Below are 12908 nucleotides of genomic sequence, written 5' to 3' on the forward strand. Positions count from 1 at the left end.
GCCTGCTACTCGGCGGCGGTGGCGATCTGCGCGACCAGCCCGCTGATCTCGCCGAACCGGCCGATCAGCCGCTGCAACGCCTCACCGGTCGCGCTGACCAAGGCGACGCCGGCATCGACCTGCACCGAGGAGGCGGTGATCCGCGTCTTGACGTCCTTGGCCGCTTCCGCCGAACGCTGCGCGAGCGCACGCACCTCGGAGGCGACCACCGCGAAGCCGCGACCGGCATCGCCGGCCCGCGCCGCCTCGACCCCGGCGTTGAGCGCGAGCAGGTTGGTCTGGAAGGCGATGCCGTCGATCACCGAGATGATCTCCGAAATCTCGTTGGAGGCGCGTTCGATCCCGCCCATCGCATCGACCGCACGGGCGACGACCTGGCCCGATTCCTCGGCCTCGCCGCGCGCCGAGCCGACGACGCCATTGGCGCGTTCGGCGCGCGCCGCGGTGTCGCGGACGGTGACGGTGATCTGCTGCATCGCCGCCGCGGTCTGCTCGAGGCTCGCCGCCTGCTGTTCGGTGCGCTGCGACAAATCGTCCGACGCCTGGAGGATGTCGGCGGAGCCGCCGTCGATGCTCGCGGCGGCGTGATTGACCGCGGCGACCGCCGCCATCATTGCCTCCATCGCGACGTTGAAGTCGCTGCGCAGCGCCTCGAACTCGGCCGGGAAGTCGCTGGTGATGCGGAAGGCCAGATCGCCCTGCGCCAGATGCCCCAGCCCCTCGGCCAGCGCCCCCGCCATCGCCCGCTGAGCGGCGGCGGTATTGGCTTCCTCCATGTTGCGGCGGAAGATCGCCATCGCCTTGGTCATCCGGCCGACGCAATCCTTGTTCTCGGTATGCTCGATCGGCGCCTGGAGGTCGCCCGCGGCGAGCGCCTCCATGCGCAGCACCGTCTGGACATAGGGCCGGCACATGATGCCGCCGGCGAACAGCGTGGTCATGCACAGCACCGCGACGGTCAGCGTGGCGGCGGCGACGTCGATCGCCGGACTGGTGTGGATCATACCGGTCGCCGCGCCCGCCGTGATCCCGACCAGAATGGCGCCGAGCAGCGCCTGTATCCCTGCGAGAACGCGGAACTTGACGCGGATCGGCGCGCGTTTCTCGAACCAGCTCAACATCGGTAACGTCTCCATCGACGACCAGCGGAAACGGTCCGTCCGGTCCATGACGATGGGGGGTGGCAGCATCGACTTAACGCGACGTTGACCACCCATTTTGGGTGTAATCGGCCGATGGCGGCTTCGGCTGCGTGCGACGACGGGTTCGTAGCCGGTAAGGCCGACGGAAGGACGGCGGCGCGTACGGTCGCGATGATCGTTACGATGATAGTGCACGCTGCCCCCCTTCCCTTCTATCTTCCTAGAGCGGACCGGCGGTGGCCGGTCGCGATGGCTTAGAATTCCGACCAATCGTCCGTTGCCACCGCAACCGCGGTGCCACCGCCGCCGGTACCGGTGCGGCGCGCCGACCGGGCGATGCGGCGGCCGGCGTCGGCGGCACGATCCTGCAACTGATGCACCACCGGCACCGCGCGCAGCACGGGTTCGCCGGCGGTCAGCTTGAAGCGCGCGACCTGACGGGCGAGTTCGTCCGCCTCGGCCGACAGGCTGCGCGCGGCGGCGGTCGCTTCCTCGACCATCGCGGCATTCTGCTGGGTGACGCCGTCCATCTCGCTGACCGCGGTGTTGACCTGTTGCAGACCGGTCGCCTGCTGCTCGGCGGCCGAGGCGATCTGGCCGACCAGCGTGCTGATCTCGCCGATGCGGCCGATGATCCGGTCGAGCGCCTTGCCGGTCTCGCTGACCAGCTCGACGCCGGCGTCGACCTGTTCGGACGAGGCGGTGATGCGCGTCTTGACGTCCTTGGCCGCTTCGGCCGACCGCTGCGCGAGCGCGCGCACTTCGGAGGCGACGACCGCGAAGCCGCGACCCGCGTCACCGGCACGCGCCGCCTCGACGCCTGCGTTGAGCGCCAGCAGGTTGGTCTGGAAGGCGATGCCGTCGATCACCGAGATGATGTCGGAGATTTCGTTCGAGGCGCGCTCGATCCCGCCCATCGCGTCGACCGCGCGGCGGACGACCTGGCCCGATTGCTCGGCCTCGATGCGCGCTTCCTCGACGACGCTGTTGGCACGCACCGCACCCGCGGCGGTCTGGCGGACGGTCGAGGTGATCTCGTCCATCGCCGCGGCGGTTTCCTCGAGGCTCGCCGCCTGCTGTTCGGTGCGCTGCGACAAATCGTCGGACGCCTGGCGGATGTCGATCGCGCCGTTGTTGATGCCGCTGGTCGCGTCGGTCACGGCGCGCATCGTCTCGGCGACCGCGTCCAGCGCGCGATTATAGTCGACGCGCACCCGCTCGTAATCCGCCGGGAAGCTCTGCTCGATCCGGAAGCTGAGATCGCTCGCCGCGAGCCGCGTCAGTCCCTCGCCGAGCGTGCCGACGACCTGCTGCTGCGCCGCGGCGGCGGCCTGGACGGTTTCGGCATTCTGTTTGAAGACGCTGACCGCGCGCGACATCCGGCCGATGCAATCGCGATGGTCGGCGAACGGGATCGGCGTCTTGAGGTCACCCGCGGCCAGTTCCTCCATGCGGACGACCGATGCGACATAGGGATCGCTGATTACCTTGCCGCTGACCAGCACGGCGACGACCGTCACCACGAACAGGATGGCGGAGATGGCGACATAGGTCATTGCCGCCGCCGGCGTGGCCTCGGCGGCCAGATAGGTCGTCACGACGCCGGTCGCGGCCACGGTACCATGCAAGGCGAGCAGCACCTTGAACTTGGTACGGATGGGCGCGTGATTGGCGAACCAGGTGAACATCTTCAGGTCCTTCGATGAAGGCGGACGATCCCGCCGATCCCGGCCTCTTCATCGTTTCGAATCAGCCTCTAACGTTCAAATTGGACCGAAAGTCTGAAGACCCCGTTAAATACGGCCATATTGAACCGACCTGTTACAATTATAGAACGGTCTGGAATCAATCGGCGGATGCAGCGGCGCCGACGGCCGATGTCATCGATCCGTCGCGCCATCGTCGCGGCTCTGTCACCGGCGCACGTCACCAGCCGCCTTGCACGCGCGTCAGGCGGCAGGGGATGACGAGATGATCGAACGGACTTGGTGGGTCGGCGTCGCGCCGGTGGCATTGCTGCTCGCGCAGACCGCGGAAGCGCAGGAGATGCCGCAGGATACCGCCGCTGCGGTGACGCAGAGCGACGATACGCCGACCGGCGGCACCGGCAGCGACATCGTCGTCATGGGCTTCGGCCAGAGCCGGCAGGTGCAGACGGTATCCGCGATCGACATGGAACGGCTGACCCCCGGTACCTCGCCGCTGAAGGCGGTGGCCAAGCTGCCGGGCGTCAATTTCCAGTCGTCCGACGCCTTCGGCGCCTATGAATGGTCGACGCGCATCTCGCTGCGCGGCTTCAACCAGAACCAGCTCGGCTTCACGCTGGACGGCGTGCCGCTCGGCGACATGAGTTACGGCAACGTCAACGGCCTGCACATCAGCCGCGCGATCATCTCCGAAAATCTGGCGACGACGACGGTGGCGCAGGGTGCCGGCGCGCTCGGCACCGCCTCGACCAGCAATCTCGGCGGCACGCTGCAATTCACCAGCCGCAAGCCTTCGGAAACCGCCGATCTCGTCGCCTCGGGCACCTATGGTAGCGACCAGACCTATCGCGCCTTCTTCCGCGCCGAAAGCGGCGACATCGGCGGCGGGCTGAAGGGCTATCTGAGCTATGGCTTCCTCACCACCGACAAATGGAAGGGCCAGGGCGTCCAGCGCCAGCATCAGGCCAATGCCAAACTGGTCAAGGATTTCGGCGAGCGCGGCAGCATCACCGGCTTCGTCGATTTCTCCGACCGGCGCGAGAACGACTATCAGGACCTCAGCCTCGACATCATCCGCCGCCGCGGGCTGAACAACGACAACATCACCGGCAACTATCCGCTCGCGCTGCAGATCGGGCGAGTCTACGCCAATCAGCAAACACGTGCCGGCAGCGCGACGGCTGCTTTACCATATCCTTCGTCGGGTCTGTCGTTTCCGAACGGCATCGCCACCGTGGACGACGTCTATTACGATGCAGGCGGCCTGCGGCGCGACTGGCTTGGTGGCCTGACCTTCGACGCCCGATTGACCAGCGTTCTGTCGATCACGTCGACCAGCTATTATCACCATAACAAGGGGCAGGGATCGTGGATCACGCCCTACCTTGCCACGCCGGCAGGCGCGCCCAATGCCGACGGTTCACCGATCACCAACCCGGCGCCGCTCTCGTTTCGCACCACCGAATATGGCATCGACCGGGCCGGCAATCTGACGCGGCTGCTCGTCGAGACGGGAGCAAACCGTTTCGAGCTCGGCGGCTGGTATGAAAGCAACACCTTTACGCAGGCGCGTCGCTTCTACGGCATGGCTGCCGGCAGCACCCCCAATCGCGAGACGCTGGCCTTCCAGTCCAGCCCGTTCGCAACGCAATATAACGGCAAATACGATACGGAGACGCTGCAATATCACGTCGCCGACACGCTCGACCTCGGTCCACTGACCTTGAACGGCGGGTGGAAGGGCATGCGGGTACGCAATCGAGCGAACCTGCTCACGGGCGCGCTGGTCGCTGGCAAAATCCAGGCGCGCGATTGGCTCCTGCCGCAGGTCGGCGCCTTGTATCGGCTGGGTGGCGGCGTCGAGGCATTCGCCAGCTACACGGAGAACATGCGTGCCTTCGTTTCCGCGGCGACGGCGGGGCCGTTCGCGACGACGCAGGACGGTTTCGATGCGATCCGCTCGACCTTGAAGCCGGAGACGTCGAAGACCGTCGAGGGTGGCGTCCGGCTGCACAGCGGCGGCTTGCAGCTGTCTGCGGTCGGCTATTACGTCGACTTCGCCAATCGCCTGCTGACCTTTTCCAATGGCGCGGGCATCATCGGCAATCCGCCGACCCTCAACAACGCCGGCAACGTCGAAAGCTACGGTGCCGAGGCGTCGGCAAGCTATCGCATCGTCCGGCCGCTGACGCTGTTCGCCAGCTATTCCTACAACAAGTCGACCTATCAGGACGATGTCCGTGACGCCAAAGGCGTCGTCTTGTCGCCGACCAAGGGCAAGACCGTCGTCGATACGCCCGCGCATATGGTCAAGGGCGAGATCGTCTATGACGACGGCGGCGTCTTCGCGCGCGTCGGTGGCGATTACATGACGAAGCGCTACTTCACCTATCTCAACGACCAGTCGGTCGGCGCGCGGCTGCTGGTCGATGCCAGCATCGGCTATCGGCTGCGCGGCCTCGGCGGCGTGCTGGAGGGACTGGCGATCGAGGGCAGCGTCACCAACCTCACCGACAAGCGCTACATCGCGACGATCGGCAGCAACGGCTATGTCGCCAGCGGCGACAACCAGACGCTGCTCGCCGGTGCGCCACGCCAGTGGTTCGTCACGCTACGCCGCGGCTTCTGACCGGCCGGGCGTCAGCGGGTGCCGAGCAGGCGACGATATTCCTGCTCGGCATGCCCGTAGGTGTCGCCGGCCAATTGCATCAGCTTGCCGCGGTCGCGCACCACGACGCGGCCGCGGAAGGCCCGGATCGCCTGTTCTTCCTCCAGCCGATGCAGCGCATCGGTGACGCTGCTGCGCCGCACGCCCAGCATCAGCCGAAATTCCTCGTGCGTCATGCAGATGTCGTCCTCGCGGACGCGATCGTGATAGAGCAGGATCCAGCGCGCCATGCGCCGCTCGATCGGGTGCGCCAGTGACGAGACGATCGTCCGCCCCATCTGCAGCATCAGCGTCTGGACGAAGCGCAGCAGTACGCTGCGCAGCCCGGCGCTCGCTTCCAGCGCGGACAGGAGCGCCGCGGCGGGCAGGCGCAGCGCCTCGCCATGTTCGGCGCGCATCGTCACGTCATAGGGCGAGCGGTCGTCGCCGAGCAGCAGCGGCCAGCCGATGAATCCCTCCGCGCCGACCAGCGCCACCGCATAGCGCCGGTCGCCTTCCAGCGCGTCGAGGATGCCGGCGATGCCGTCGTTGAGGAAACAGACGCTGGCGATCCGCTCGCCGGCGCGGGCGATATCATCCCAAACCGCGAACGACACGCGTTCCAGATGCGGGGCCAGCAGCGCCCAGTCCGCCTCGGCCAGTTGCAGCAGCAGCCGGTTGCTGGTGCCCCGATCCTGCGCGCCGATCACACTCTTCAACCCCGTCGCCATCCGCCGTTTGCGTCCCCCGCAGCTCCGCCGGTGCCCTTTGGTCCGGTTCCGTACAGCAACATAGATTGATCCGGGTTGTTCCTCGAAAGTAACAACAGGAGGAAACATGTCCGTCACCCGCACGTCCGCGCGCACCGCGACCACCGTCGCTGTCGCGCTGCTCGGCTCGACCGCCGTCTGGGCGCAGTCCGCCCCCTCGCCGAGCGCGCCGCCACCGCCCGCACCGCCCGCCACCGCGACCCAGCCGCCCAAGGCGGCGCCCGACATGCAGGCGGTGCTCGACGCGCTCGCCGGGCTCGGCGGCAAGCCGATCGAGACGCTCACCCCCGCCGAAGCGCGCATGCAGCCATCCGCCGCCGACGGCGCCAAGGCGGTGATGGCCAAGCGCGGCATGCCGACGACGCCCGATGCTTCGGTGACGACGCAGGACAAGCCCTATGGGGGCGATCCCAAGCAGTTCGCGCGCATCTACAAGCCCGCAAACGCGCCCGCCGGCGGTGCGCCGCTGCCGGTGATCGTCTATTATCACGGCGGCGGCTGGGTGATCGCCGATGTCGATACCTATGACGCGGCACCGCGTGCGATGGCCAAGGCGCTCAATGCGATCGTCGTCTCGGTCGAATATCGCCACGCGCCCGAGTTCAAATTCCCGGCGCAGCATGACGATGCCGCCGCCGCCTATCGCTGGACGCTGCAGAATGCGGCAAGCTGGGGCGGCGATCCCGCCAAAATCGCCCTCGCCGGGGAAAGCGCCGGCGGCAATCTCGCCGTCGCCACCGCGATCTACGCCCGCGACAATCGCCTGACCGCGCCGCTGCACGTCGTCTCGGTCTATCCGATTGCCAACAACAGCAAGACGCTGCCGTCGCGTCGCGATTCGGCGAATGCCAAGCCGTTGAATGCGGCGATGCTCGACTGGTTCGGCTATTATTACCAGACCCGCGCCGCCGATGCGCAGGATCCGCGGCTCAACCTCGTCGCCGCCGATCTGCGCGGGCTGCCGCCGACGACGATCATCAACGCGCAGATCGATCCGCTGCGCTCGGACGGCGAGACGCTCGCCGCGGCGATGCGCAAGGCGGGTGATAAGGTCGAACAGCGCACCTTCCCCGGCGTCACGCACGAATTCTTCGGCATGGCGAAGGTGGTGCGCGGCGCCCAGGACGCCAACGCCCTCGCGGTCGCGCGGCTGAAGGCGGCGTTCGCCGCACCGGCGCGCACGCGCTGATCCCGACGCGGGGCGGAATCCTCCGCCCCGCGTTCCCTGCCCGAAGAGGAGACCTTCGATGACCGACGCCCCCATCCGCTATCGCCCCGACGTCGAGGACGTGCAGCCCGACGAAGGCGAGACGATCGCCGCGCTCTGCACCACCTTCGACACGATCCTGGAACGGACCGCCGAGGATTATGGCCACGCCGTCCGCTCGGTCCACGCCAAGGCGCATGCCCTGCTCGACGGCGAATTGACCGTCGATGCCGACCTGCCGCCCGAGCTCGCGCAGGGGCTGTTCGCCAGCGCCGGCACGCACAAGGTGCTGCTGCGCCTGTCGACCAACGCCGGCGACATCCTGCCCGACGCGATCAGTCTGCCGCGCGGCGTGGCGATGAAGGTGTTCGACGTCGAGGGCGCGCGACTGCCCGGTGCCGAGGGCAATGCGCAGGACTTCGTGATGGTCAACGGCACGGTGTTCCAGGCCAAGACCGCCGACAAGTTTCTCGGCAACCTCAAGCTGCTCGCCAAGACCACCGATCGGCTTGAGGGCACCAAGAAGGTGCTGTCGTCGGTGTTGCAGGGCGTGCGCGCGACGCTGGAGACGGTCGGCGTCGAGAGCGCGGCGCTCAACTCGCTCGGCGGCGCCCCCAATGCCGAACCGCTCGGCGAGACCTATTACAGCGTCACGCCGTTCCGCTACGGCGACTATATCGCCAAGTTCAGCCTGAAGCCGATCGCGCCGGAGATGACCGCGCTGACCGGCAAGACGATCGACGTCGATGGTCGCGAAGACGCGATCCGCGACGAAGTGCGCAGCGAAATGCGCACGATCGACGCCGCATGGGAGTTCCGCGTGCAATTGTGCCGTGACCTCGACCGCCAGCCGATCGAGGATCCGACGGTGGAATGGGACGAGGACGAGGCGCCGTTCCACCGCGTCGGCATCGTCCGCGCCGCCGCGCAGGAAAGCTGGTCCGAGGACAACGTCCGCGCGATCAACGAGGAGAGCCGCTTCAGCATCTGGACTGGGCTCGACGCGCACCGCCCGCTCGGCAACATCAACCGTGCGCGCAACGAACCCTATCGCCACTCCGCCGACTTCCGCGCGCGGGTGAACGGCTGCCCGTATCACGAGCCGATGGGGGTTTAAGCGCCCCCAATCGGCTGGTGATAGGGCGTGGGCGATCCCCCGGCGTGACCCGGAGCCATACGTAACGTCTGATGTACCCCGGCCTCCGCCGGGGTACAGCCCCGCGGAGTGTCAGCGGCTGACGAACTGCTGCTGCGAAGGCGAATAGCGTGCGCCGTGGATCTCGATCCCGGCCAGCGCGTCGCCGATGCGGGTCAGATCGTCGCTGGTCAGCACGACGTCTGCCGAGCCCAGATTTTCCTCCAGCCGGTGCAGTTTCGTCGTTCCCGGGATCGGCACGATCCACGGCCGCTGCGCCAGCAGCCAGGCGAGCGCGATCTGCGCCGGCGTCACCGCTTTCTCCGCTGCCAGCGTCGCGATGAGATCGACGAGCGTCTGATTGGCCTGCCGCGCCGCCGTGGTGAAGCGGGGCACGTTGCTGCGGAAGTCGTCGGCGTCGAACGTCGTGTCCGCGTCGATCTTGCCGGTCAGGAAGCCCCGGCCGAGCGGCGCGAACGGGACGAAGCCGATGCCGAGTTCCTCCAGCAGCGGCAGGATCTCCGCCTCGGGCTCGCGCCACCACAAGGAATATTCGCTCTGCAACGCGGTGACCGGCTGCACCGCATGCGCGCGGCGGATCGACTCGACCCCGGCCTCCGACAGGCCGAAGTGGCGCACCTTGCCGGCCTGGATCAGCTCGCGCACGGTGCCCGCGACATCCTCGATCGGCACGTTCGGGTCGACGCGGTGCTGGTAGAGCAGATCGATATGATCGGTGCGCAGCCGGGTCAGCGCCGCGTCGGTGACCGTACGGATATTCTCGGGCCGGCTGTCGAGCCCCTCGGTGGTCACGCCGTTGGTGAAGCCAAACTTGGTCGCGATCACCACCTCGTCGCGCACCGGCGCGAGCGCTTCGCCGAGCAGATCCTCGTTGGCGCCCTGCGCATAGGCCTCGGCGGTGTCGAAGAAGGTCACGCCGCGATCGTGCGCGCCGCGCAGCAGCCGGATCGCCTCGCTTCGCTCGGTGGCGGGTCCATAGGCGTAGCTCAGCCCCATGCAGCCCAGCCCCAGCGCCGACACTTCGAGCCCGCGGCCCAATATACGCGTCTGCATCATTCGTCCTCCGATTGGTTCTTGCGCAAGATAGGCGGTCGCGGAGCGCGCGATTAGACAGGCCGCATCGCTTGAGCCTATGAATGCCGGTCATGAGTTCGGATCTGCGCCGCGAAGATCTCGCCAGCCTGGCGTTGTTCCTGACGGTCGCCGAGGAGCGCAGCTTCACCCGCGCCGCGGTTCGCCTCGGCCTGTCGCAATCGGCGCTGAGCCATGCGATGCGCCGGCTCGAAACGAAGCTGGGGCTACGGCTGCTGACCCGCACCACGCGCAGCGTCGCACCGACCGAGGCGGGCGAACGCCTGATCGAGACGCTGCGGCCCGCGCTCGACGCGATCGACGGCCGCATCGCCGCACTGACCGAGTTGCGCGAGAAGCCGGCGGGCACGGTGCGGATCACCACCCCCGAACAGCCGGCGCGATCCATCCTGTGGCCGGCGCTCGACCGGCTCGCGGCCGCCTATCCCGACATCTGTGTCGAGCTCGATCTCGACGCGAGCCTGACCGACATCGTCGCCGGACGGTTCGACGCCGGCGTGCGACTCGGCGAGCGGCTGGAACGCGACATGATCGCCGTACCGATCGGCCCGCGGCTGCGGATGGCGACGGTCGCCGCGCCGGACTATCTCGCCCGGCACGGGGCGCCGGCGACGCCGCACGATCTGTCCCGCCACGCCTGCATCAACCGGCGGATGCCCAACGGCAGCCTGTATGTCTGGGAATATGAAAAGGATGGCCGCTTGCTCAACGTCAAGGTCGAGGGCCGGATCGTCGTCAACGACGTTGACCTGATCCTGACCGCGGCACGCGCCGGCCATGGCATCGCGCACGTCGTCGAGGATCGGGTCCTGACCCCGGTCGCCGACGGGTCGCTCGTTCGCCTGCTCGCCGATTGGTGCGCGCCGTTCGACGGCTATCACCTTTACTATCCGTCGCGCCGCCAACCTTCGGCGGCATTTGCGCTTGTGTTGGAAGCATTGCGGTATCGCGATCCGTTCGCATAAGCGAACAGCGAACTGGCCGACGTTGGTAGAAACATGCGCCGAGCCGAGGCCTCTCGCGAATTTTTCACCTTTTCTGCCGGGGCTCTCCCCGGCAGCCGTGCTTGCGTAAACCCTTGTGACGCCGGTCCAAACTGCCGATGGCGGGACGCCACGATCGTCTAGCATCCGCAGGAAGCTGTTCAAAATCAACCACTTAGTGAGTAAACGATTTGCGGGGGAATTATGTCCATTTTTAACTAATCATTACGAAATGAGTCATAGCCGGGCACAACAACGTCAAGTGGAGCCCGCGATGTCCCTCGCCAAGAAAAGCACGATGTCCCTTCCCGGCGAGACCAGCGCTCGTGCCGGCGGCATGAACAGCAGCAGCGTCCGCCTGACCGCAGACGCCGAAAAGCGTCGCGCCAGGACGTTCGCCCGCCAGCAGAAGGGCTCCGAGCGACTCGCCTCCGCCACCGCCGAACTGTCCAGCGGCATCGCCGAAGCCTCGTCGGCGTCCGAGGAACTGCGCAAGGCCGCCGAGCAGATCAGCGTCGGCGCCGAACAGGCCTCGGCCGCGGCGCAGCAGACGATGAAGTCGATGACGCTCGCCACCGATCGCCTGCGCGACATGAAGACGCGTGCCGACGGCTCGGCGACGCTGACCCAGGCGCTGGCCGACCTCGTCGCGACGACGAGCAGCGACGTCGCCAATTCGCTGGGCGCGATCGTCCGCGCCTCCGAGCGTCAGGAGGCATCGGTCAAGCTGGTCGAGGAACTCGACCGTCAGGCAAGCGCGATCGGCGAGGTGGTCAAGGTCGTGGCGCGCATCGCCGACCAGACCAACCTGCTCGCGCTCAACGCCGCGATCGAGGCGGCGCGTGCTGGCCAGCACGGCAAGGGCTTCGCCGTCGTCGCCGACGAGGTCCGCACCCTCGCCGAAACGAGCGAGAAGTCGGCGCGCGACATCCAGGACCTCATCGTCCAGGTGCAGGACGACGTGCGGCAGGTTGCCGAGGGCATCGAGACATCGGCGACCTCGGCGCGCGAGGAGGCGCAGAAGGGTACGATCGTCACCGCCGGGCTCGACCGCATCCGCGAGGAGATGGCCGACATCCTGAAGGGCTGTACCCTGATCGCCAGCGGCGCCGAGGATGCCGTACAGGCGGCCAACGAAGCGCTGAAGGGCGCCGAGGTGATCGCCGCCGCCGCCGAGGAACAGGCCGCCGCCTGCCAGGAATCGAGCAACACGATCGAACAGCAGACCGGCGCGCTCGAACAGAGCGAACAGGCCGCGCAGGAACTCGGCCAGCTGTCCGAAGAGCTGAAGAACAGCACCAACATCAGCAAGAGCGCCGAGGAAGTCGCGTCGGCGGCCGAGGAATTGTCGAGCGCGGTCGAGGAGATCAACCGCGCGTCGGTGCAGGTGTCGACCGCCCTGGAGCAGATCAATCGCGGCTCGCAGCAGTCCGCCGCCGCCACCCAGCAGTCGGCGACGGCGATCGAACAGATCGAACAGAATGCCAAGGCCGCCGCGCAAGCCGCCGCGTCCGGCGCCGAGAAGGGCGAGGAGATCGCCAGATTGCTCGACGAGAACAAGACATTGGTCGGTGCGATGATGCAGGGCGTCGCCGCATCGGTCGCCGCCGGCCGCAACAGCCGCGACCAGATCAGCGCGCTGGAACAGGTCAGCCGCCGTATCGACAAGATCATCGATGCGATCACCACCGTGTCGATCCAGACCAACATGCTCGCGGTCAGCGGCTCGGTCGAGGCGGCGCGGGCGGGCGAATTCGGCAAGGGCTTCGCCGTCGTGTCGACCGACATCCGCAACCTCGCCCGTGATTCGGCGGAAAATGCCGAGCGGATCAAGGATACGGTGAAGAGCATCCAGGACACGATCGGCATCGTCCGCACCGACTTGCAGGACATCGCCGACACCGCCGCCGCCGAGGTCGAGAAGAGCCGGGCGATCTCCACCGGGCTGGAGCGGATCGCCGTCGACGTGAGCGAGGTCGTGCGCGGCAACGGCGAGATCTCAGATGCCGCCGGCGAGGTCGCCCGCGCGCTCGGCGAGACGCAGGTCGCGATCGAGCAGATCGCCACCGCCGCGCAACAGGCGGTGCGCACCTCGAACGAGGCGAGCAACGCCGCCCGCGAACAGGCACGCGGCGCCGAACAGCTCGCCGCCGCGATCGAAGAGATCGCCTCGCTGGCCGACGAACTGCAGGCCGCCTGATCCCC

9 protein-coding genes are annotated in these 12908 nt (G+C 67.5%); 5 read left to right on the forward strand and 4 right to left on the reverse strand.

Translation table 11 applies throughout. From position 1 onward, the window contains the following. Positions 1-5: 5 nt before the first annotated feature. Positions 6-1121: a methyl-accepting chemotaxis protein gene (locus AC07U4_RS07535; protein WP_495194940.1), complete on the reverse strand. Its 1116-nt coding sequence runs from the start codon at positions 1119-1121 to the stop codon at positions 6-8. 275 nt (positions 1122-1396) lie between these two features. Continuing rightward, the gene (locus AC07U4_RS07540; RefSeq protein WP_038661685.1) at positions 1397-2830 is read right to left on the reverse strand and encodes a methyl-accepting chemotaxis protein; all 1434 of its coding nucleotides are present in this window, start codon (positions 2828-2830) and stop codon (positions 1397-1399) included. Positions 2831-3113: 283 nt separating this feature from the next. Between AC07U4_RS07540 and AC07U4_RS07545 the strand changes: the two genes are divergently transcribed. Beyond that, a complete protein-coding gene (locus AC07U4_RS07545) occupies positions 3114-5477 on the forward strand; it encodes a TonB-dependent receptor (RefSeq protein ID WP_495194941.1) in 2364 nt (787 codons plus the stop codon). 11 nt (positions 5478-5488) lie between these two features. Here the strand turns inward: AC07U4_RS07545 and AC07U4_RS07550 are convergent, their stop codons facing one another. Continuing rightward, positions 5489-6205, reverse strand: a complete 717-nt coding sequence (locus AC07U4_RS07550) for a Crp/Fnr family transcriptional regulator (protein ID WP_495195028.1) — start codon at positions 6203-6205, stop codon at positions 5489-5491. Between the two features lie 127 nt (positions 6206-6332). Between AC07U4_RS07550 and AC07U4_RS07555 the strand changes: the two genes are divergently transcribed. Together AC07U4_RS07555 and AC07U4_RS07560 are read left to right on the forward strand one after the other, a co-directional pair. Beyond that, entirely contained in the window at positions 6333-7454 is a 1122-nt protein-coding gene (locus AC07U4_RS07555; protein WP_495194942.1) for an alpha/beta hydrolase, read from the forward strand. 58 nt (positions 7455-7512) lie between these two features. Beyond that, positions 7513-8589, forward strand: coding sequence for a catalase family protein (locus AC07U4_RS07560; RefSeq protein WP_495181900.1), 1077 nt, complete (start codon positions 7513-7515; stop codon positions 8587-8589). Positions 8590-8700: 111 nt separating this feature from the next. On the opposite strand, the gene AC07U4_RS07565 is transcribed toward AC07U4_RS07560, so the two are convergent. After that, positions 8701-9681: an aldo/keto reductase gene (locus tag AC07U4_RS07565; RefSeq protein WP_495194943.1), complete on the reverse strand. Its 981-nt coding sequence runs from the start codon at positions 9679-9681 to the stop codon at positions 8701-8703. A gap of 104 nt (positions 9682-9785) precedes the next feature. On the opposite strand from AC07U4_RS07565, the gene AC07U4_RS07570 reads away from it, so the two are divergent. Then, positions 9786-10685, forward strand: coding sequence for a LysR family transcriptional regulator (locus AC07U4_RS07570; protein ID WP_495195029.1), 900 nt, complete (start codon positions 9786-9788; stop codon positions 10683-10685). Between the two features lie 316 nt (positions 10686-11001). Continuing rightward, positions 11002-12903, forward strand: coding sequence for a methyl-accepting chemotaxis protein (locus tag AC07U4_RS07575; RefSeq protein WP_495194944.1), 1902 nt, complete (start codon positions 11002-11004; stop codon positions 12901-12903). Positions 12904-12908: the final 5 nt, after the last annotated feature.

The sequence above is a fragment of the Sphingomonas sp. GW821-FHT02B09 genome (genome assembly GCF_059421875.1).